Source organism: Cohnella herbarum (assembly GCF_012849095.1).
GTDB lineage: Bacteria > Bacillota > Bacilli > Paenibacillales > Paenibacillaceae > Cohnella > Cohnella herbarum.
The window spans coordinates 5,844,911-5,865,148 of record NZ_CP051680.1; the positions used below are offsets into that span (position 1 = coordinate 5,844,911).

19 protein-coding genes are annotated in these 20,238 nt (G+C 51.4%); 9 read left to right on the forward strand and 10 right to left on the reverse strand.

Translation table 11 applies throughout. The features are described from left to right. Nucleotides 1-157: 157 nt before the first annotated feature. On the reverse strand, nt 158-3,955 hold the full coding sequence (locus HH215_RS24915; RefSeq protein ID WP_169282347.1) for a glycosyl hydrolase: 3,798 nt from the start codon (nt 3,953-3,955) through the stop codon (nt 158-160). Between the two features lie 333 nt (nt 3,956-4,288). Here HH215_RS24915 and HH215_RS24920 point away from each other — a divergent pair, with 333 nt between their 5' ends. After that, entirely contained in the window at nt 4,289-4,747 is a 459-nt protein-coding gene (locus tag HH215_RS24920; protein ID WP_169282348.1) for a MarR family winged helix-turn-helix transcriptional regulator, read from the forward strand. Between the two features lie 65 nt (nt 4,748-4,812). After that, nucleotides 4,813-5,646: an NmrA family NAD(P)-binding protein gene (locus tag HH215_RS24925; RefSeq protein WP_169282349.1), complete on the forward strand. Its 834-nt coding sequence runs from the start codon at nt 4,813-4,815 to the stop codon at nt 5,644-5,646. 4 nt (nt 5,647-5,650) lie between these two features. Here HH215_RS24925 and HH215_RS24930 read toward each other — a convergent pair whose 3' ends face one another. Further along, entirely contained in the window at nt 5,651-6,409 is a 759-nt protein-coding gene (locus HH215_RS24930; RefSeq protein WP_169282350.1) for an exodeoxyribonuclease III, read from the reverse strand. A gap of 148 nt (nt 6,410-6,557) precedes the next feature. On the opposite strand from HH215_RS24930, the gene murI reads away from it, so the two are divergent. Continuing rightward, nucleotides 6,558-7,334, forward strand: a complete 777-nt coding sequence (gene murI, locus HH215_RS24935) for a glutamate racemase (protein ID WP_169282351.1) — start codon at nt 6,558-6,560, stop codon at nt 7,332-7,334. 61 nt (nt 7,335-7,395) lie between these two features. On the opposite strand, the gene HH215_RS24940 is transcribed toward murI, so the two are convergent. The 6 genes from HH215_RS24940 to HH215_RS24965 all read right to left on the reverse strand — a co-directional run bounded on the left by HH215_RS24940 (nt 7,396) and on the right by HH215_RS24965 (nt 13,708). Continuing rightward, nucleotides 7,396-7,941 (reverse strand): DUF2812 domain-containing protein, encoded by a 546-nt coding sequence (locus tag HH215_RS24940; protein WP_169282352.1) that lies wholly within the window; start codon nt 7,939-7,941, stop codon nt 7,396-7,398. Beyond that, nucleotides 7,934-8,284 (reverse strand): PadR family transcriptional regulator, encoded by a 351-nt coding sequence (locus HH215_RS24945; protein ID WP_169282353.1) that lies wholly within the window; start codon nt 8,282-8,284, stop codon nt 7,934-7,936. Before HH215_RS24945 ends, HH215_RS24940 begins: the two co-directional genes overlap by 8 nt. A gap of 492 nt (nt 8,285-8,776) precedes the next feature. Further along, nucleotides 8,777-10,009, reverse strand: a complete 1,233-nt coding sequence (locus HH215_RS24950; RefSeq protein ID WP_169282354.1) for a globin-coupled sensor protein — start codon at nt 10,007-10,009, stop codon at nt 8,777-8,779. A gap of 5 nt (nt 10,010-10,014) precedes the next feature. Further along, entirely contained in the window at nt 10,015-12,090 is a 2,076-nt protein-coding gene (locus HH215_RS24955; RefSeq protein ID WP_169282355.1) for an EAL domain-containing protein, read from the reverse strand. A 37-nt stretch (nt 12,091-12,127) separates the two neighbouring features. Continuing rightward, the gene (locus HH215_RS24960; protein WP_169282356.1) at nt 12,128-12,418 is read right to left on the reverse strand and encodes an STAS domain-containing protein; all 291 of its coding nucleotides are present in this window, start codon (nt 12,416-12,418) and stop codon (nt 12,128-12,130) included. A 174-nt stretch (nt 12,419-12,592) separates the two neighbouring features. After that, a complete protein-coding gene (locus HH215_RS24965) occupies nt 12,593-13,708 on the reverse strand; it encodes an AbrB family protein (protein ID WP_169282357.1) in 1,116 nt (371 codons plus the stop codon). Nucleotides 13,709-13,860: 152 nt separating this feature from the next. On the opposite strand from HH215_RS24965, the gene HH215_RS24970 reads away from it, so the two are divergent. Further along, complete coding sequence (locus HH215_RS24970; RefSeq protein ID WP_169282358.1) at nt 13,861-14,445, forward strand: Uma2 family endonuclease; 585 nt, start codon at nt 13,861-13,863, stop codon at nt 14,443-14,445. A 49-nt stretch (nt 14,446-14,494) separates the two neighbouring features. Here HH215_RS24970 and fabV read toward each other — a convergent pair whose 3' ends face one another. Beyond that, nucleotides 14,495-15,685, reverse strand: coding sequence for an enoyl-ACP reductase FabV (gene fabV / locus HH215_RS24975; RefSeq protein ID WP_169282359.1), 1,191 nt, complete (start codon nt 15,683-15,685; stop codon nt 14,495-14,497). Nucleotides 15,686-15,920: 235 nt separating this feature from the next. Here fabV and HH215_RS24980 point away from each other — a divergent pair, with 235 nt between their 5' ends. The 3 genes from HH215_RS24980 (at nt 15,921) to HH215_RS24990 (ending at nt 18,024) form a co-directional block, all read left to right on the forward strand. After that, entirely contained in the window at nt 15,921-16,526 is a 606-nt protein-coding gene (locus tag HH215_RS24980) for a M15 family metallopeptidase (protein ID WP_375140463.1), read from the forward strand. A 71-nt stretch (nt 16,527-16,597) separates the two neighbouring features. After that, the gene (locus HH215_RS24985; protein WP_169282360.1) at nt 16,598-16,942 is read left to right on the forward strand and encodes a DUF4190 domain-containing protein; all 345 of its coding nucleotides are present in this window, start codon (nt 16,598-16,600) and stop codon (nt 16,940-16,942) included. A gap of 56 nt (nt 16,943-16,998) precedes the next feature. Further along, nucleotides 16,999-18,024, forward strand: coding sequence for a hypothetical protein (locus HH215_RS24990; protein WP_169282361.1), 1,026 nt, complete (start codon nt 16,999-17,001; stop codon nt 18,022-18,024). Between the two features lie 84 nt (nt 18,025-18,108). Here HH215_RS24990 and HH215_RS24995 read toward each other — a convergent pair whose 3' ends face one another. Continuing rightward, nucleotides 18,109-18,882, reverse strand: coding sequence for a 3'-5' exonuclease (locus tag HH215_RS24995; RefSeq protein ID WP_169282362.1), 774 nt, complete (start codon nt 18,880-18,882; stop codon nt 18,109-18,111). Between the two features lie 208 nt (nt 18,883-19,090). Here HH215_RS24995 and HH215_RS25000 point away from each other — a divergent pair, with 208 nt between their 5' ends. After that, nucleotides 19,091-19,477, forward strand: a complete 387-nt coding sequence (locus tag HH215_RS25000; protein WP_169282363.1) for a VOC family protein — start codon at nt 19,091-19,093, stop codon at nt 19,475-19,477. Next, nucleotides 19,474-20,229 (forward strand): class I SAM-dependent methyltransferase, encoded by a 756-nt coding sequence (locus tag HH215_RS25005; RefSeq protein ID WP_169282364.1) that lies wholly within the window; start codon nt 19,474-19,476, stop codon nt 20,227-20,229. The genes HH215_RS25000 and HH215_RS25005 overlap by 4 nt, the downstream gene beginning before the upstream one ends. The last annotated feature ends 9 nt before the right edge of the window (nt 20,230-20,238 follow it).

Below are 20,238 nucleotides of genomic sequence, written 5' to 3' on the forward strand. Positions count from 1 at the left end.
GTTTTAGGGCATTGACCCGTGACACCCCCATCATACGAGGCGCTCCTGTTTTTGTCTAAGTCCAAATCCTAGGCCCTACAGGAATGTTTAGGAGTAGTAACGAAAGAGGTAAAAAAAGGCCGTGAGTCTCCTTGGGGGAGGGCTCACGGCCTTCGCGTTATTGCTGTGTTACGTCATCGAGATATACGGCGGCGGTTCCGGTCGAGTCGGCTGGCGTCAGCACTTGGATGCCGAGGGCCTTGATTTGGTTCTTGTTCGTCACGCTAGAGAGATCGAACGTTACCGTATTGAAACCAGTCCCTGCGTATGCGATCTCGCCTGAGTCGAACCAACTCCAGCCGTCGCCGGATTGCAGGAACAGCTTGAGCTTTACTCCGCTTCCCAAGCTTCCCGCGGCTCCGGGCACGATTTTGACCTTCGCCGTCACGGAGGCCGCGGCGCTTAGATCCAGAGCGTTCGCGTGGCGAAGCTGGAATTGTCCGCCCCCGAGGTTGAAGTCCGCTTTCAGAGAATGAGCGCCTTTCGCCGCCTCCGCCGTTGAAATCTCCAATCCGGTAGCTTGTGCGGTGTTGTAAGCTCCGTCGCCGTCGTTATTGATTGCCCAATTGTCGGCGGCGGTCTCGAAATCGAAACTGATCCCCGTCGGTTGCGCTATCGAAATATAAACATCGTCGACATAGGCGACCGCCGTTCCCGTGCCTCCGGCAGCGGGCTCGATCTTCACGCCGATCGATTGGATGGCATCGAGATTGGCAATTCCGCTTAGCGGAATCGTTAACGTCGTAAATCCGCTGGAGTCGACTAAGGCAGGCGTTCCGCTATCGTGCCATTCCCAAGCCGAGCCGACCTTGATGTATAGCCGGGCGTTCGCTTGACCGGAGGATAGCTTGACTTGGACGCTGATCGCGCTTGCCGTCGATAAGTCAAGGGCCGCAACCTTCGTGAATTCAAAGCCTGTGCCCGCTAGGGAAAATGTCGATGCCATGGCATGCGTACCTTCCGATGCGGCATCCGTCGTAATCGTAGGCGAGGTTGCGCTCGCTTCGTTCACTTCAATGTTCCATCCGGCCGTATCCGTTTCGAAGCCGTAGAGCGTTCCGGCAGGAGCAGGATTCCCTCCGGGTCCGTCTCCTCCGTTAGGTACGCCGCCGGTGCCGTCGTTAATCGCTTTGATATCGTCGAAATACAGGGAGCTGGCAAGCGTCGCGCCGTCAACGGCATTCACGTAGATCGACATCTCCTGAACTTTTTTAAGGCTGACTTTATTTATCTTCTTGCCCGCGTTACCCGTATCCCAAGGGGCAACCGCGAATTCATTGAAGTGAAGATTAACCCAACCGGGCGTCGTAGCCGCAAGCGATGGATAGGCTTCGAAGGAGACGCCGTCGACCTTCAGTTGGATAACGAGTTTCTGGTTCGATCCGTCCGGCACCAACCAGAATCTCAAGCGATTGAAGGTTGACCAGTCGACGCTGCCAAGCGATTTGGTTACGCCTGCATACCCCGAGCCGGCTAGCGTGTAGTCGAGCTTCATCGCATAGTTTCCGCCGCTCTTGTGAGCTCCATCCAACGTGACGGTCGTCGCATCGCCCCCTGCATGGATGACTTTCGCTGCGAGCGCGGCATCGCTGCCTTGGTAAGATTCGAAGTCGTCCACGAGAGCCGGATCTTGCGGCGCTTCGGCATACGCGCTGTACAATCCGATGTTATCGATATAGATAGGACCGTTGTGTTCTAAGGAGTTTCCGACGAGAGAAATCGCCATACCGGTTGCCGTGGCAGATTTTGCGGGGTCATTCAGATCGATGACCGGGGAGTATTTGGCGTACACGACGCCGTTAATCGTCTCCGTCGGTAGATCGGTCAGCTTCATCTCCGTCGTCATGCCGTATTTCGTATCCCAATCGCCCGGCAGCATGACGATGGCGCGAACGCTGGCATTTGCGCTCATATTGCCTGCGGATAAGGGAATCCAAGCGTTAAGCTTAACTCTTCTCACATCGGCGATCGTCACGCTTGCGGCCAGATTGGACAGCTCAAGCTTTAACTCCTGCCAGGTATCCGTATGGATGGCATTGCCGACGTTCAGTTGAAGGACATGGTTACCTCCGAGGTTACCGTGCGAGAGCGTTAAGCCAAGGGTCTCGGGGTAAGTTCCATTATTCTGAATTCCGTTGATGTCCGTATCGAAATCGAAGGTTTTCATTAAGATTTCGTTTACCTTAACGAATACGGTTACCGTCTGCTGCAGGATGGTATGATTCGGCTTGTATACTTTAACCGTCAGGGTAGCCGTCTTGCCGTTAAAGCTCGCTGCCGGCGACCAATTCGCCGTATAGAAGAAACGGTCTGCATCAAGCGTCATCGGAATTTCCTCGCTCGACCCTTGGATCGAGTAGACGACCTTGGTCGGATTGACGTTGAGAGCGCGAACCCGGATCGTGGTCGTAGCTTCGCTCACCGTGCCGTTATCCGTCGGAGAGACGATGTGCATGAGCGGGTTTTTCGCTGCGGTTCGTACCTTCTTGCCGTCATATACGCCTTTCACTTCCTTGAGAAACGCGGTATAAGGATCTTTGTAATAAGCGATGAAGTCAGGAAGCAACTCGTGGTCGCCTAAGCCGTTCGGCGCATTGCGATAGGGAACATAGAGGTTGTTGCCGAGCCCGAAGTTGGCCCAGGTTTGCATATAGGCGATCCGCTTCGCGTCGGGATCGGACTTGATCGCTTGCAACAAACGGGTGAACCACTGCAGGTCGGCGTTGCCAGTCGTCAGCATTCCCGCCGGGCTGTAGCCGAACTCGGAGAAAGTGGCGATCTTTCCTTTGCCGTCCGCCAGTTTGGATATCATCTTGAGGTCGGCAACGAGGCCGTTAAGAAAACCGGGAGTTCCGGGCGTCTGCTGATTGTCGTATTGATCCATGCCCAGAACATCGACGTAATCGTCTCCGGGATAGGTTGCCAGGTAGGAGCTCTCGGCCCCTCCGAACGTTCCGTTAGGGGAGAATGCGTACAGGAAGTTATGAACGCCTTTCTTATCCCGCAAATACTCGACCGTGTATCTGAAAATTTCTACGTACTGGCTGGACGTCGTTGTTTTCGCGCCCCACCAGAACCAGCCGCCGTTCTGTTCGTGAAATGGCCGGAAGAGGATAGGGATCAATTTGCCCTTGTCGTCTTTAGCATTATTGGCGAACAGAGCGATGTTATCGAGAAATTCATTATAAGCCGCGTTTTTGTCCCCGCCCGGCAAAATATGGGCCACGACGGAGCCGGCCGTATCGTTAAAGCTGCCTCCCGTGACGAAGTTGGGCATATGCGCGCTTAGGGTTACGATCCCGCCGATCTTATGGACGGCTTTCACCGACTGGATGAGGTTGGCGCGGCTTTGTTCAAGGTTGCCTGCCACGCCCGGCTTTTCCTTTCCTTCCAAGCTAAGCGTGTCCCAGCCGAATACCGCGGGGAAATCGCCGACTGAATTTTTTACTTCGGATTGGAGACCGGTGGCGGTGCTCGACAACGTGAGGCCTTCATCCGTTGCGTGCTGGTGGCCGAACAGCAATTGCTTGCCGCGGGTTTGGTTCAAATAGACGAACAAAGACCGAGTGTTGTCCGTGGCATTCGGGTCGACCAGATTAATGACGGGAGCGTTGCCTCCTCCGTTGCCATGCCCATTTCCGTTACCGTTGCCTCCTCCGTTGCCATGCCCATTCCCATTGCCATGCCCTCCGCCATGGTTATTGCCCCCGTTCCCGTTATTGTTGCCTCCTCCTCCTCCATTCCCGCCTCCGCCGTTCCCGTGACCATCGATGCTCCCGTGTCGGCTGCCGGATTGCCCGGCATTTTTGGCAGATGATGCAGGTTCCGTTTTCGCCATAACCGCCGAAGAGAATAGGGATACACCCAGTGTAAGGATAATTGCGAGCGCAATGCCTAATCTTTGCTTCTTTTTCATTTCGACTCTCCTTTAAGAATTTAATGGTTGTTATGCACCTAACAGAAATGCGGTGAGCGAACGATCTTCCCCCTTTGTTTCTTGATTAGAACACCGAATCAAAACGCTACAACGGTATATATTGTAAGCGCTTTTACAAGAGTATAGCGCAATAATTGGAAAAATATAGAGGGTTGAATTTGCTTTTATTGTGCTTGGTTACTGTTATTTTGTTAGGTTTCTCGCATGTTGCGGACGAAGTTTTGTTAGGTTTCATTTTTGCCCGGATTGACAGGAGTCGACTCCATGATTACGATATAGTTAAATACTTAACTAGTTAAGGGCGATTACGGTATGAAAAACATTCAACAATACGTGACGGAGCTTCCGCTCGAAGCCCGAACGTTCTTCACTCTGGTTGAAGCTACGGCTCGCTTGATTGGACAGTCGGAGAAATATTGGGCTTCTCAGGACTTGAACGGGGCAAGGATCCGTTTGCTCGTGGAGATCGCCAAATCCGGCGGCAAGATCCTGCCATCCGTTCTAGCTAGTCGGATCGGCGTGACGAAAGCGAACATAAGCCTATTAATGGGTCCCTTGGAACAACTGGGATATATTACGATCGCAAGCGACCCGGAGGATGGGCGAAAAAAAACGATCGTGCTTTCGCCTGAAGGGGAGAGCTTACTCTGGGAAGTACTGCCGGGGAACAGATCGGTTATCGCTACTCAGATGGAAAGCCTGAACGATGAGGAAAAGATGCAATTGTTAGCGCTGCTTGGCAAGCTTCAGAAGGGGACTGCGAATCAGTAGTTCCTTTGTTTTTAGACATATAGTTAAGTGCTTAACCAATAAAGGGACGAGAAAGGATGTTACACATGAGGAAGATCGCCATGACGGGCGTTACGGGTAAACTTGGAAAACTTGTCGCGAAAGAACTGCTGAACAGGGTACAACCAGAGAATCTAATCTTCAGCGTGAGGAGGACAGCTACGGCAGAGGCCGATCTTTACAGAAAACGAGGCGTAGAGGTCAGATTCGGAGATTATGACGCACCCGATTCTCTAGCGCATGCTTTTCACGGAGCATCCACACTACTCTTGATCTCTTCATCCCACCGGGATGATTCCATTAGATTGAGGCAGCACAAAGCAGCGATTGGAGCGGCCCGACAGGCGGGGATAGAACGGATCGTCTATACCAGCTTCGCGTATGCCGATAAAGGCCGATTGCCGCTCCACTCGATGCACTTGCAAACGGAGCAAGCCATTCGCGATTCCGCCATCCCTTATACGATTCTTCGAAATGCGACCTACATGGATATTCTTAAATTTCTAGGAATTCGTGAAGCGATAACCAGCGGAATATTGCTCAGCCCGCCGGGAAAATGGACGTTTAACGCGGCGTCAAGGGAGGATCTGGCGACTGCGGCGGCAATCGTTCTCGCGGAGGAGGGGCGTGAGAACCGGACCTACGAGTTGACGGCCGCGCGGGCGTGGGATCTAGAGGATCTCGCCCGCGCCTTATCGGAAGCGTCCGGACGCAGGGTCGTGCACCGGGCGGACCCCGTTATGGACGGTCCGTTGTACAAGATGTTACCCCTGTCGGATACGAGAACCGTTTCGCCCGATTTAGCGAGGTTGGTCGGGTATCCTTTGCTCACTCTCGGGGACGAGGTACGAAAACTGTTAGAGGCGAATAGAATCGGCTGACGCTTTACGCGATCTCGATCTCGAGGACGACCGGACAATGATCGCTGCCTTTGATCTCCCAATCGATCTGCGCGTCCACGATCGAAGGGGCCAGTCTCTCGGAAGCGAGGAAATAGTCGATTCTCCATCCGACGTTCCTTTCCCGGACGCCCGGCATGTTCGACCACCAAGAGAAGATATCTCCCCGCTCGGGATAGAGATGCCGGAAAGTATCGATGAACCCGGCTTCCAGCAGCTCGGTCAGTTTCCCGCGTTCTTCGTCGGTGAAGCCGGAGTTGCCGCGGTTGGCTTTCGCGTTTTTGATATCGATCTCTTGGTGGGCCACGTTCAAGTCGCCGCATACGATGACGGGCTTAAGCTTGTCCAGCTCCTGAAGGTACCCGCGGAACCGATCCTCCCACTCCACCCGATAGTCCAACCGGGACAAGTCGCGTTTGGCGTTCGGCGTATAGACGGTTACGAGGTAGAAATCGTCGAACTCCAGCGTGAGGATTCTACCTTCCGGCTCTTGATCTTCTTCCATGCCGTATCTAACCGACAGCGGTTTTATCCTTGTAATAATGGCCGTGCCGGAGTACCCTTTCTTCTCCGCATAGTTCCAATACTGCAAATATTCCTCGCCGTATTCCAGACAGATTTGCCCCTCTTGCAGCTTAGTCTCCTGTAAGCAGAATATATCGGCATTCATCTGTTTGAAATAATCGTTAAATCCTTTGTTGACGCATGCCCGTAGGCCGTTTACGTTCCATGACACCAGTTTCATCGTTATTTCCCCCCGTGATCGCGCAATTTTCTGTTACCAGTGTATCATAGTTCCCTTTCGGCGGATTGTTTTTTGCCCGAAACCTGCTATCCTTAAAGAGGGCCAATAACCTTCTTTCTAAACTACATTTAATAGGAATAGATGACAGATGACAATCGGATTTTTCGACTCGGGCTTGGGCGGCATTACGGTGCTAGAGGAGTCGCTCCGGAGGCTTCCGGCGCAGGATTATCTCTATATGGCGGATACGCTTCATGTTCCCTATGGAACGAAATCGCATGATGACGTTAAAAAATATATATTAAGCGCCGTCGAGACGATGATGGCCGAAGGCTTGGAAGCTTTGGTCGTGGCCTGCAATACGGCGACCAGCATCGCGGTTAACGAGCTTAGAGAGCTGTATTCCCTCCCGATCGTCGGGATGGAGCCGGCCGTAAAGCCTGCCGTGGAGATGAATCGCGCAACCGGGAAAAGAGTGCTGGTGTTCGCTACGCAGCTCACGCTGCAATTGCCGAAGTACTATGCTCTTGTTTCCCGCGTGGATGACGGGGGAATCGTGGATTCGCTGCCTTTGCCGGAACTCGTGGAATACTGCGAGGCATTGCAGTTCGATAGGCGTATCATAGGCGAGTATTTCCGCGAGAAGTTGTCCGGATACGACTTGAACGATTACGGAATCGTCGTGTTGGGCTGCACGCACTATCCGTTTTACACGGGCATTCTGAAAGAGATACTGCCTTCGCACATTCAGATCGTAGACGGCAATGCCGGTACGATCCGAAGGCTGTCCGCATTGCTAAGCCGTTACGGCGTGGCGACGGGCAGGGGGAGCGGAAAGGTCAAATTCATGTGCACGGGCGGAGAACAGGCTTATATCGATAAAATGCAAACCGCGTTAAATCTCCTCCGCGAGAATAACTTATAACTCGAAAGGCCGCGATGCTCCTTCATTGGAGCTTTCGCGGCCTTCTTGCATCCATCGGAATCTATGGCTTTACCCGACTTAATCGGATTCTGAAAGCGACATAAGTCATGAGGATCGGAACGCTTAAGGTAACCCCGATTAGCCATGCCGTCTTGCATATATTTTCTAGAACCGTTGCTTCTCCTCCGGAGGATGGAGACAGTTGCATGAGAATAAACGCGATTACCGTCAAGAAAGGGACAATAAGGAACGTTTGGAACTTTCTTACGGATCGTCTGTATTTCTCGTGTCTCGTTTCATTGTCCGTATAGATCGGTTTCGTGCCGGGCACCGCGGAGAAGACGTGAATGTTCCCGGAGGAGCAAACCCGAGTCCAACCGCTGGCCTCGAATAATTCGATGTAGTCGTCGAGTTCGCTTGGGCTTACATCGTTGTAGTCCACGCAATAGGTGAGCTGCCGCGGTTCGCCCCTGCGAAGCGTGTAGCCCGCGAAAGCGAAAGAATCCAGCAGCCAGCCCTTGGCGGCAAGACGGCTTAGTTTGTTCATATCGCCTTGCTCGGTAAAGGCAAGTCCTCCCGACATCGTGTAGCGTTTGTTCTTAGCCATTGTCATGCTCCTCCTTCGCGGATAACCAGGCTTGATTTCCATGCTCCGACATTCTTTTTCTTCGTTCGATCTCGTTAGAGACCAGTTGTTTGCCTTTGTCCGTTATGGCGTAGGTTTTGCGCCGATCGTTGTTGTCCTCCCCCGCTAGGAGGATGCATTCATTGTCTTGTAGCTTTTTAATTAACGTATAAGCTGTTGCGGGTCCGATCACGACTTCTCCTTGCGTTAATTTCTCGATATAATTCATGATCCCGTAGCCATGTCTCGGAACGAGCAGGGAGAGGAGGATGTAATAGGCTGCATCCGTTAACTGATCCATCTCAAGCGAATTATTGCGGGACAAACCCTCACCTCCGGCATTTATCGATTATATCCGTAATGAATATATCAATAATGGATATATCTGATATGGATATAATATCAGACGAAATCTAAGACGTCAAATAAATACGTAAGGATTATTTTCACGTAAGAAAAACCGTCAGAAGGAGTCTTCTGGACGGTTTTCAGCAGCTTATTGTTATGGAAAAAAGGGGAATGACTATCCTCTTTAATCACCACGTGTAAAAAGTACACTTAGATTGCCCGAAACTCGGGAGCTTTCTAGTCTAAGTGTAAAATGTGCAATTAGATAACGGATGATCTTCCTTAATTGCTCAAAGTACCCGAAATAGATGTAACTTCTACACTTAGATTTTTATTGGAAGAAAAACACCCCATCTAAATGTCATTTTTACACTTAGAAGTTTGAGCTTGAACCAAACCTGAACTTAATCCGAACCTAGTCCGAATCTATTCTGATTTAGCTTAAATCTAGCCCAAGCCCGAACCCGATTCAGAAGTTTTGCGTAACCGTGTTCAAGTATTCGGCCGAGCTTGCAACCTTCGTCGTTGCGATGCCGACCTCCTCGATCGTCTTCACCAGCGCCCGCAGTTCCGATTCCACTTTGGATATTTCGCTAAGGTTGTTTTCTAGGGCTTGCATGATTTGATTAAACGTTTCGCCGGTTCGTTCCGACTGCGTTTGCCCGGATTTGACGTGCTGCTTCACGTCGAGAACCGATTCCACGACCTCTTGCGTATGGGAATTGGATTGTTGGATGAGCTCTCCGATTTGTTTGACCGCGTTAGCGGTTTCCTCTGACAGCTTCTTAACTTCGCTAGCTACGACCGCGAATCCGGCGCCGTGTTGGCCGGCCCTTGCGGCTTCTATGGATGCGTTGAGCGATAGGAGCTTGGTGTGGGAGGAGATTTGCTGTACGATGCGAACGATCGTCTGCATTTGATTGGAAGAGCGCGCCAGCTCGGAGAGAGAAGCTTCCATACGCAGGGAACGCTCTTGGATGGATTCCATCCGCAGCGTAAGCTCGTTCATCTTATCGGAGCCGTCAATCGCCAACATTCTTGAATCGTGAGCCAGGTCGGCGCTATGGAGGAACAGATCGTTCACCTGGTTGCTGCTGGCGATTAGCTGCTCTGTAGAAGCGCTGGTTTGCTCGGTTAACGCGGCTAGCTCCTGGCTGACGAGTCCGATCTTATGCTTCACCTCGCGGCGAACCTGCTCATGGACTTTTTCTCTTTCCTCCGCGTTGATTTTATCGTACGCCTCGAGAACGAGCTGCTGCTCGAAATTCAGAAGTTTGGTGACGGCTTTGCCGTAGATCAGGCTTGTCCGACTGTCGGACACGGAGCCGTGGATGATGTCCAGGAAAGTATTCTGCAGATTCTGAAAGCTGCCGATATACCATTTGGGCTCAAGACCGATCCGTTGATGAACTACGGCGATCCTTAGTCGCTTCAGTACGTATTCATTGTCGATATGACCGCTGAAGAGTTCGATGATATGCTGCGTAAGCGTCGTTCTCAGCCGTTCGATCGTGCTGTGGTCGGTGATGATTTGCCTCAGCGTCGTCACCTTAAGGATCGTCGCATAGAAAACATCGATGATTTCGTTAATCCGTTCGATAATGACCGGTTGGATGGATTGGATCATCCGTATATCTTCCTTCGTCAGATCGATCATCTTTAGCTGTGCCGAGAGCTTATCGTTCCCCATCTCAATGGTCATGCAGGTTACACTCCTATCCAGTATCGGGATTCCAGTCTGTCCGGGGACATGGGCGGATCGATCAGATAACCTTGCACGATGTCGCAGGCCATCTTCCGAAGGCAATCGAGCTGATCGGTCGTCTCGACCCCTTCCGCAATGACTTTCAGGTTCAAGCCATGCGCCATATCGATGATGGTTTTCGTAATGACGACGCTCTTCGAATCGCTTATCAGCTCTTGAACGAAGCTCTTGTCGATCTTCAGAATATCGATGGGAAACTGTTTCATATAGCCTAGCGCAGAGTAACCCTTGCCGAAATCGTCTATCGCGATTTGAAAGCCGAGCGATTTGAATTCATGCAGGATAGGCAGTACCGATTCGATATCGTTCATGCTGCTGCTCTCCGTAATTTCGATTACGATCTGTTGCGGACTGCATGATGTCCCGCGCACGATGTCGCGAATCGAAGAGACCAGATCCGGGGCCATAAATTGCCTTGCGGAAAGATTAACCGCGATGGAGGGAACGTCGAAGGAATCGGCTAGCCAACGGCTTAATTGAACGCATACTTCTTTTAACACCCATTTTCCGATGTCCATGATAATACCCGATTCTTCCGCGATGGGAATGAATTCTCCCGGCGGAACCTGCCCTAACGTTGGATGATTCCAACGAACGAGCGCCTCCATGCCTTCCATGCGGCAGCTTTCCGCGTTAACCTGCGGCTGATAATGGAGAAACATTTGATTTCTGGCGATTGCCCATCTCAGTTCGTTCTCCAAGTCCAGTTTGCGGTTGAAGGTATCGATAATATCCGAGTTGAATAGTTGGTAGCCGCTGTTTTGCAGTTTAGCTTCATACATGGCCAGATCGGCATGCTTGATTAAAGTATCGAAATCGTTACCGTGCGCGGGATACATGCAAATGCCGATGCTAGCGTCTAAATAGAGTTCGTTATCTTCCATTAAGAAGGGTTGCTTAATGCGGTCGATGATCTGCTTTGCGATATCCGTCGCTTGAGTAGATGCTTGCAGATCCCGCAGGACGATAACGAATTCGTCGCCGCCCAGCCGCGCGACCGTATCGTTCTTAGCGACGACGGAGCTCAAGCGGCTTGCGACCTGTTGCAGCAACTTGTCCCCGATGTTGTGTCCCAGAGAATCGTTGACCATCTTGAAGCGGTCCAGATCGATAAAATAAACGGCAAACTGGCGATTGGTCCGGGCGGCTTGCGTCGTTGCCTCGTTTAACAGTTCATTAAGCAAGGTGCGATTCGGAAGTCCCGTCAAGGTGTCGTAATGAGCCAAATATTTCAGATGCTCCTCGGATCGCTTGCGTTCCGTAATGTCGGTGAACATGCCGATATAGTTCGTAATGAGACCATTGTCATCGCGTAACGTTGATATGGATAACCATTCGGGATAGATTTCTCCGTTTTTTCGTTTATTCCAAATTTCGCCTTGCCAGAAGCCTGTCGAGTGGATTCTTTCCCACATTTTAATATAGAAATATTGATTTTGAATTCCGGAATGCAATAAGGCGGGAGTATGTCCGCTCGCTTCTTGCTCGGTAAACCCGGTCATCGTCGTAAACGCTTGGTTCACGGCTAGAATCCGCAGTTGTTTATCCGTAATCATTATCCCTTCGCTGGCATTGCTGAATACTTGCGCATGAAGCCGGAGTTTGGAGATCGTATTCTTGCGGTTAGTCATATCGGAGAACATCCCGACATAATTAATCGGGACCCCGTTCTCGTCCTTAACGGAGTTGATAGACAGCCATTCCGGATAGATTTCTCCGTTCTTTCGCTTATTCCAAATCTCCCCCTGCCATTTGCCGTCCCTATGGATCGAAGCCCACATGCTTACGTAAAAGTCCGCATCCTGAACATCCGATTTCAGCAGGCTTGGCGTCCTTCCGATGACTTCTGATTCGGCATATCCGGTTATCGCAATAAATGCCGGATTAATGCTAATGATCTTAGAGTAACGGTCCGTGACCATAATCGCTTCCTGCGAGTTGTGAAAGATTCTAGCATAAGGCAATATCAAATCATCTTGCGACGTATGATCGTCAAGGGAATATGTATGTCGATTCATGAAAGAACCCCTCTCGTTGCTTGACTCGATACCCAGATCAGAGCGCGATGCCTGCCATAATTAATCGTTCCCTGAGCTGTTCATGCGCGTTTAATATAGTAACCTTTACATTGAAATCTTCGGCGATTTTCTGCACGGCAAGCAACAGCCCGAGCGCCGAGCTATCCATCTCCGTTACCGCCTCGAGCTGAAATGCGATGCCGGTCATTCGGTTATGGAGACGGGGAAAAAGCTGCTGGCGAACCGAGGTGGCTTCCCTTACTCCGATTGCTCCGGTGAGGACGACTATAATTCGCTCATTGATATCGCTGCTGATTTCATAGCACATGTACGAGCCTCCCTTGATCGGAGTGGATATACCTATCTATACCGCCGATTCCAGAATTTATCTATGACATTCCTCACATCCGGCGGACAAAACAAAAGCCAGCAGCCTCTCGTTCGAGGGCGACCGGCTTACTTAGATAGATATCGGTGCCGTTTATAAGCTTGGTATTGGCGGTTAAGGTTCGGATGAGCGCTTCTTTGTTTTCGCAAGTTTGGAGAAGAGCAGTTTGAGCAGGGGCGGGACGGCAAAGAAAATGAAAAAAGTTCTGAACACTTGATAACTGGTCACAATCGAGACATCGGCTTCGATCTCGTGGGCGATAATGCCCATCTGATCCATCCCTCCGGGGGAGAGGCTCAATAACGCGGTTGCGGCGGATACGTCATGGATTCGGGTCATGAGATAGCTTAGCAAGCACGCGCCCGCAATGAGAACGGCTCCGCTGACGACGGAGAGGGACACAATTCGCAGCTTGTTCGGAAGAGTCTCGGGCTTCAGCAGCAGTCCGATGTAACAGCCGATCATCAATTGCGCCACGTTAACAAGCGATGAAGGTAATCCCGGGCCGGGGAGTCCGGACAGATGCAAGACGCTTGTGACGAGCATCGGGGCCAGCAAGAATGCCGTCGGGAAATTGACTCTGTTGCCTAGTAGCGCGAAGGCGGTGCAAGCGATGGCGAACGGAAGGATATCGGGAAACAGAGCCGCCCAACCGGCAGAGATCTCCGTAACGGGAACGATCTGAAGTTCGGAGTGAACGCCGCCCATCAACGGACTGAAAATAAGAAGCGGGACGGCTACGACGATCATCATCAGTCTGGAAGCCTGCAAGAAGGTGACGACGGTGATGTCGATTCCTTTGGTTTCCTCCGCGAGCGCGATCATTTGGGAAAGCCCGCCCGGGATACTGCCCGTCAACGTTGTCGGGAAAGGGATTCCGGTCAGCCTGGTCATGCCGTAAGCGATCAGCGCGCAGAGAAGCAGTAGCAGTAACGTCAACAAGATCATAGAAGGAAATTGACGAATGATTTCTCTCAGCGTTGCGGTCGTAAAGGAAAGGCCGATCGCATAGCCTACGGTGATCAGTCCCGCATTGCGCAAGGAGCCCGGCCAATAGAGCTGAACGGATTTCATTACTCGACCGGCTAGCCACACTCCGATCATAGGTCCGAGGAGCCAAGGAATAGGCATGCGAATTAGCGTGAAAAGATAGCCGGACACGAGCGCGATGATCAGGGTCAGAACGAAGGGCATACTTTTACCGGTTATTAATGGGATAGCTTTCCGCATGAGATGCCTCCAGTTGCGTGCGATCAATTCCGACTCCTATCGAATTTACGATACTCCTGCAAGGAGGCGGGAGTCAAATGTCAGATGGCATTGGCATGACTTAGGCTGTCCATTATACTGAAAGAATAAGGAAAACTAGGGAGGGACTTGGATTGAACTACGAGAAGAAGCCGGATAAGCCGCATTTGATTAAAGAGTCGGGATGGACCGTAGAGGATTACATGAAATTGCCCGAGGACGGAAACCAGTATGAGATCGTTGCGGGCATATTGGAGTTAAAGCCTTCGCCGACAACCACTCATCAACGAATTAGCCACCAGATAGAGAGTATACTTACGGATTCATGCGAGAATGAATATATTATTATGGATTCGCCGATCGACGTGATTTTATCGGATAGGGAAACCAGACAGCCGGATATTCTGATGGTTCACCGGTCCCGTTCCGACATCATTCAAGAGCATGCGGTCGTCGGACCGCCTGATCTGGTCATTGAAATATTATCTCCGTCCACCATTAAACGCGATAGAGTGATGAAGCTTAGAAGTTACGCCCATTTCGGAGTACCTGAATACTGGATCGTCGATCCCTTGAATGTCACGATCGAACAATATGTTCAGTCAAGCGAAGGGGCCCCGTATGAATTGCTGGAGCTATTTAGCAAGGATGATACGGTGACTTCGGACAGGCTGCCTTGCGTAAATTTTAAGGTCGGCGAAGGCATTATACTCAGATAAAATCGAATGGCCGGGTTCCTCCCTTCGGAGGGAGCCCGGCCATTATCGTTTAGCTTAAATTCGGAATGTTCACGTTCGGATCCACGTCCGCTTCGTAATCGACGCCATTCGTCTCGAAGCCGAACAGTTGGAAAAACTCGCGTCGGTAGCCTTCAAGATCCGTCAACTGCATGATGTTGTCCGTCGTCAGCTCGTTCCAGATGCTCGCGACTTCCCGTTGAACGTCTTCCCGCATTTCCCAATCGTCGATGCGGATACGGCCTTCCTCGTCGACGGGGACGCCGTTCTGCGAATAGAGGCGCTCCGAGAACAGTCGGTAGGTTTGCTCGATGCAGCCCTCGTGAATGCCTTTTTCCTTCATGACTTTATACAGGGCGGAGATGTACAGCGGTACGACCGGAATCGCCGAACTCGATTGCGTCACAAGAGCCTTGCTTACGGTTACGAACGCACGACCGCCGCTTGCGCCGAGTTGTTCGTTCAGTAGTTTCGCGGTAGACTCCAAGTGGTCTTTCGCTTGACCGATCGTTCCTTCGCGGTAAATGTCTTGCGTAATTTTCGAACCGATATAGGAATAAGCGATCGTCGTTGCATGATCGGCCAACGCTCCGCCTTGTCGAAGAGCGTCGATCCACAATTGCCAATCTTCGCCGCCCATGACGTCGACCGTTTCGCGGATTTCGGATTCCGTTGCCGGATCGATCGTGATCGAGCTGACCTCCCCGTTATGAAAGTTGACGGTTTTGTTCGTATAAGTTTGTCCGATCGGTTTGAGCACCGAATTGGACGTTTCTCCCGTCCGCGGATTCGTTCGGCGAGGCGAGGCCACGCTATATACGACCAAGTCCACTTGTCCGAGTTCTCTGCGGATCAGCTCGACCGCTTTCGCTTTCGTCTCGTCGGTGAAAGCATCTCCGGTTACGCTATAAGATTTCAGCCCGGCTGCCTGCGCGGCGTTCTCGAAAGCGGCGGAATTGTACCAGCCTGCGGAAGCGGGACGATCCGCGGAACGTTGACCTTGACGGTATATGCCGACGGTATTGGCGCCCGCGCCGAATGCCGCTACGATTCTCGAGGCAAGACCGTATCCGGCGGAGGCTCCGATAACGAGGACGTTACGGGGACCTTGCAGTGCGGGTTTGGCTTTCACATAGTCCAATTGTTCTTGTACTTGAAGAGCGCAACCTTGCGGGTGTGCCGTCGTGCAGATAAAGCCGCGTGTTCTAGGTTTGATAATCATTGTACGTTGATTCCCTTCTGAGTTCGAGTGCTGCTTTCTATTTTAACGATTTTTCGACGAAACGGAAACTCCGACGGATGAAGCCCCCGCATTCCGTTCTTCTGTCCACTTCGTATACTTGTAGAGGGAGTTATTGGACGAGATGGATATGAAGCCGCGAAGTGGGGTATTCTATGAATAGATTTACTAGAGATCTCGCTTTTTGCGAGAGGAGAGGCAAGGGACGGGACGAGGAATGAATACGAATCACGAGGTTACGACGGCGGCACGAAGCCAAGCAGGACCCATGGGTAAACGACGCGGAAGGCGGCTAAGTTTCATCGCTATGGCAATATTGGCCGTGTATCTTATTATGAATGTCGATGCGATCGGCCGTTGGTTTCCGATAGGGTGGTTTCGCGAGGCTCCGGTAATTACGCGATTGCATCCCATCGTAGCGGAAAATAAGGATAAGCTTGTGGCCCAGAGCGAGAAAATCGGGATTCGTGTGGTCATCACGGATGATTTCCGCAGCTCGGGAGAACAGGATGCCTTGTATCGTAAGGGGAGAAGCGACGGCGGATCGATCGTGACCCAAGTTAAGGGCGGTCAATCCTATCATAATTACGGTCTTGCCATCGATTTCGCCTTAGGCGTTGCCGGAGGCAAAGTCATTTGGGATCTGGAATACGACGGTAACGGCAACGGGAAATCGGATTGGATGGAAGTTGTAGGCATCGCCAAGAAGTTGGGATTCGCTTGGGGCGGCGACTGGAAGGGGTTTCCCGACTATCCCCATTTGCAGATGGATTTCGGCTACTCGATCGGCGAACTGCAACGAGGCTGGAGACCATCCTCCTAATAAATAAGGATTATCTTGTTATATTCCGTGGAGTATAATAAGGATAAACATATTACTCAGGAGGATCTTCCTTGGATCATAATTACAAAGAGCCGCAATACGGGTTTTCTCCCCCGCCTCCGTTTACGCCGCAGAAGACGAACGGCAAATCCATTGCCGCATTGGTCCTTGGCATCTTAGCCATCGTACTGCCCTATATCGGATTTATCGTCGGAATCATCGCGATCATTTTCGCGTCGCTGTCGCTCAAAGAAATCAAGAGAACGCAAGAACAAGGACGCGGATTGGCCATAGCCGGCCTTGTTTGCGGCATTGTGGGAACGGCCGTTTATGCGGTCATTTTGCTGTTTGTGGTCATCGCGTTCTTTGCGTTTTTCGATGCGGGATTCTCGTCTTTCAACAGCTACAATTTTTAACCGAACGGAAGCCTCTTGCGGGTTTCCGTTTTCATATTTATCGAGGAGGAGATAACATGACCGTACCTAAACTCCAAAAATCGACTTTGTGGTTTCTTGCTATAGCAATGCTGATTGCGATAGCGGATATGTTCAGCGTAAGAGTGCTCTTGCTCGCCGAAGAAGAACCGTTGCTGGTGTACGCCGTTCTATTCGATTTCATGCTCGTTATTCCATTCCTATACTGGTTGTTGGTGTTGCGCAGAAAAGGTAAATCCATCGCAAAGATTATGGCGTTCCCTTTGTTGGGAGCATTGGCGGCGTGGCTTATTGTTCCTTCGGCGCAAAGGAGTATGGTTTGGAATGCGATCTGGCCGGTCGAAGCTCTCATTATCGCGGCGGAGGTTGCCTTTATTGTTTACGAGATTAGGATCGCCTATCGCGTTATCAAAGGATTTCGGGAGGCTGCCCGCCATGAGCCGGATACGGCGGAGGCTCTACGCATGGCGGTTCACGACGGGCTGGGGCGCGGTAAACTGGCATCGGTAATCCTTCATGACGCAAGCCTGATCTATTACTTGTTATTCTCATGGAAGAGGAAGCGGCAGACGGTTACCGGGGACGCGGCCTTATTCTCATACCACAAGAAGACGAATCAAGTATTGTACTCCGCCATTATTACTAAAATCATCCTTATCGAAGGCGTTGTCGTTCATCTTCTGGTTCAACAATGGTCACACTGGGCGGCATGGATTCTTACGATCGCGGACCTTTGGCTTCTGGCGCTGATCTGGGGCGATTGTCGCGCATCCGCGCTTCAACCCGTCAAAGTCGTAAACGGAACTTTGCGGTTAAGGTACGGATTACGGATACAGGCGGATATTCCGCTCGATGCGATTGCCGAAATCGCAAGCGCGCGGGAATTTCATCCGGACGTTCAGGAGCAGCGAAATAGCGCCCTTCCGATTCTGGGTATCCCTAACGTTAAAATAGCGCTAAAGCAGCCCGTCAACGTTAACGGACTGCTGTTCCTTCCAAGGAAGGTTACGACGATCTATCTTGCGCTTGATGAGCCGGATGCTTTCGCAAGGGAGCTTCAATGAGCCTGGAGCGCATAAGAAAGGACCCTCCTTAGCGATAGCGGAAGGTCCTTTTCTGCTTGTTATGCCGGGACAAATAAGCGGAGCTTAATTCCCCGGCTTAGGCTGCTGCTTTGCCTTCTCCAACTCGGAGGAGAAGTGTTCCTTCAGCTCCGCGAGTTTTCTCTCATCGGTAAGATCGATTTTGGCGGCCAAGAAGCCGGAGACGAACGAGTCCCAGTCCTGAATCTTCTTCTGGGTGATCATCGATCGAATCGCGTTCTTGATCATCCTCCGTTCTTTCGAGTTAGAGAACTGATCTTTATACTGTTGCTTCAGTTCGAAATCTAACTCGTCGAACAACCGGCGGAACACCTCCGAAGTCATTCGCGCGTCATCTAACGCCCGATGCGCCGCGCCCGTCGCTTCGATACCGAGATCGAGGAGAGCCGCTTCGACGCTGACGTCGTTCGTTACTTTTTTGTACCGGAGAAAGCCCTTCAATAAGTCGAAATAGTGGGCGGCCATCCAGTGCGAGTCATCGAGCTTATGCATTCGGGTATCGAATACGATTCGTTTGAGGTCTTCTCCGCCCCAAGTGACGAGCATGTAGGACTCGCTTAGATTCAGCCACGCGATGAAATCGGCTATAACCTTCCGGAACCCTGCGGCAACGTCGATGTCCTCCTGCGGAATTCCGGTTTTTTTCTTAATGAAGGCGTTAAGCTTCGAAAAATACACAGGTTTGATCAGCGAAGAAAACTCATCCTTATACTTTAAGGAAGAATCCAACCTCACCGCTCCGATCTCAATGACCTCCATCGGCAGATCGCTGGCAAACTTGCGGCCGTTGAATTCGATGTCGAGAATAATATAGTCCAACTTCGTGACCTCCGCTCTATGGCTCGTGCTTTCCATTCTACCAAAAAGCCGGCCTTCGCGCTTGCCCTTGCCGTGTCCGGCAACAAGATGAGAAGTCCGATCTGAGAGTTGAAATACATACTGGATTTAAAGGAATAAATAAATTATGATAAAATCAATAAAATGAAACTAAGTTTCATATAGTGAAACTAAGTGGAGGCGATGGCAAATGTCATTTGATTTCGTGGGAGTAGACCACATTCAGTTGGCTGCATACGAGGGCTGCGAGCCGGAGGCGCGTCTGTTCTTCGGGGAGCTGCTGGGATGGGTGGAAATTCCGAAACCGGACAACTTGAGGCATCGCGGCGGCTTATGGTTTCAATGCGGCGCGCATCAAGTGCACATCGGCGTACAGAAGGACTTCGTACCGGCAACGAAAGCGCATCCTGCGTTTGAAGTGCGGAATCTGGACGATCTCCGGCGTCATTTAAAGGAGCGAAATGTGCAAGCGGTCGACGATGATGCGAGAGAAGACGAGAATGTCCGGAGATTCTATGCTTATGATCCTTTCGGTAACCGTCTGGAGTTTCTAGAATGGGGGAGTAACGAACGATGAACGGCAAAGAAAGATTTTCAACCCGAGTGGATACGTATACGAAATACCGGCCGAGCTATCCGCGGGAAGCGATTGATTATTTGTACGAGACGGTCGGCGTAAGCGCGAAGTCGAAGGTGTTGGACGTTGGCGCGGGTACGGGGATTTTCTCGCGCTTGCTGCTCGAGAGAGGCACGTCCGTCACGGCGATCGAGCCGAACGAAGCGATGCGGGAAGCCGCGATATTGGCGTCCGGAGATAATCCGAACTTTCATGCGATTCCGGGCTCCGCGGAGGAGACGGGATTGCCGGACCATTCGTATGATTTTATAGTCTGCGCCCAAGCCTTCCATTGGTTCGATCGGATTGCGGCCAAGAAAGAATTCGGAAGGGTGCTGAAGCCCGGCGGTAAAGCTATTCTCGTCTGGAACACCCGCTTGACGAGCGGCACGCCTTTTCTCGAAGGGTATGAACGATTGCTTAATGACTTGGGCACGGATTACGGGAAAGTGAATCATCGCAATATTTCGCGCGAGATGCTGCTCGCCTTCTTCAAATCCGGCGGATTGCGGGAAGATCGCTTCGCTATTCGCCAAGTGTTTGACTTTGACGGGCTGAGAGGGCGTTTACTCTCTTCGTCATACAGTCCGCAAGCCGGGGATCCGAACTACGAACCGATGATAGCGGCGTTGCGCGAGCTATTCGATCGGAACGAAAGCGGCGGAACGGTTAACTTCGACTACGAAACGGAAGTGTATTGGGGCGAAGTGTGAGCGCAATGT

Excerpts from the sequence above, each read along its gene's own strand:
- HH215_RS24915 (WP_169282347.1), bottom strand. The coding sequence starts at position 3,955 with ATGAAAAAGAAGCAAAGATTAGGCATTGCGCTCGCAATTATCCTTACA.
- HH215_RS24920 (WP_169282348.1), top strand. The coding sequence starts at position 4,289 with ATGAAAAACATTCAACAATACGTGACGGAGCTTCCGCTCGAAGCCCGA.
- HH215_RS24925 (WP_169282349.1), top strand. The coding sequence starts at position 4,813 with ATGAGGAAGATCGCCATGACGGGCGTTACGGGTAAACTTGGAAAACTT.
- HH215_RS24930 (WP_169282350.1), bottom strand. The coding sequence starts at position 6,409 with ATGAAACTGGTGTCATGGAACGTAAACGGCCTACGGGCATGCGTCAAC.
- murI (WP_169282351.1), top strand. The coding sequence starts at position 6,558 with ATGACAATCGGATTTTTCGACTCGGGCTTGGGCGGCATTACGGTGCTA.
- HH215_RS24940 (WP_169282352.1), bottom strand. The coding sequence starts at position 7,941 with ATGGCTAAGAACAAACGCTACACGATGTCGGGAGGACTTGCCTTTACC.
- HH215_RS24950 (WP_169282354.1), bottom strand. The coding sequence starts at position 10,009 with ATGACCATTGAGATGGGGAACGATAAGCTCTCGGCACAGCTAAAGATG.
- HH215_RS24955 (WP_169282355.1), bottom strand. The coding sequence starts at position 12,090 with ATGAATCGACATACATATTCCCTTGACGATCATACGTCGCAAGATGAT.
- HH215_RS24960 (WP_169282356.1), bottom strand. The coding sequence starts at position 12,418 with ATGTGCTATGAAATCAGCAGCGATATCAATGAGCGAATTATAGTCGTC.
- HH215_RS24965 (WP_169282357.1), bottom strand. The coding sequence starts at position 13,708 with ATGCGGAAAGCTATCCCATTAATAACCGGTAAAAGTATGCCCTTCGTT.
- fabV (WP_169282359.1), bottom strand. The coding sequence starts at position 15,685 with ATGATTATCAAACCTAGAACACGCGGCTTTATCTGCACGACGGCACAC.
- HH215_RS24980 (WP_375140463.1), top strand. The coding sequence starts at position 15,921 with ATGAATACGAATCACGAGGTTACGACGGCGGCACGAAGCCAAGCAGGA.
- HH215_RS24990 (WP_169282361.1), top strand. The coding sequence starts at position 16,999 with ATGACCGTACCTAAACTCCAAAAATCGACTTTGTGGTTTCTTGCTATA.
- HH215_RS25000 (WP_169282363.1), top strand. The coding sequence starts at position 19,091 with ATGTCATTTGATTTCGTGGGAGTAGACCACATTCAGTTGGCTGCATAC.
- HH215_RS25005 (WP_169282364.1), top strand. The coding sequence starts at position 19,474 with ATGAACGGCAAAGAAAGATTTTCAACCCGAGTGGATACGTATACGAAA.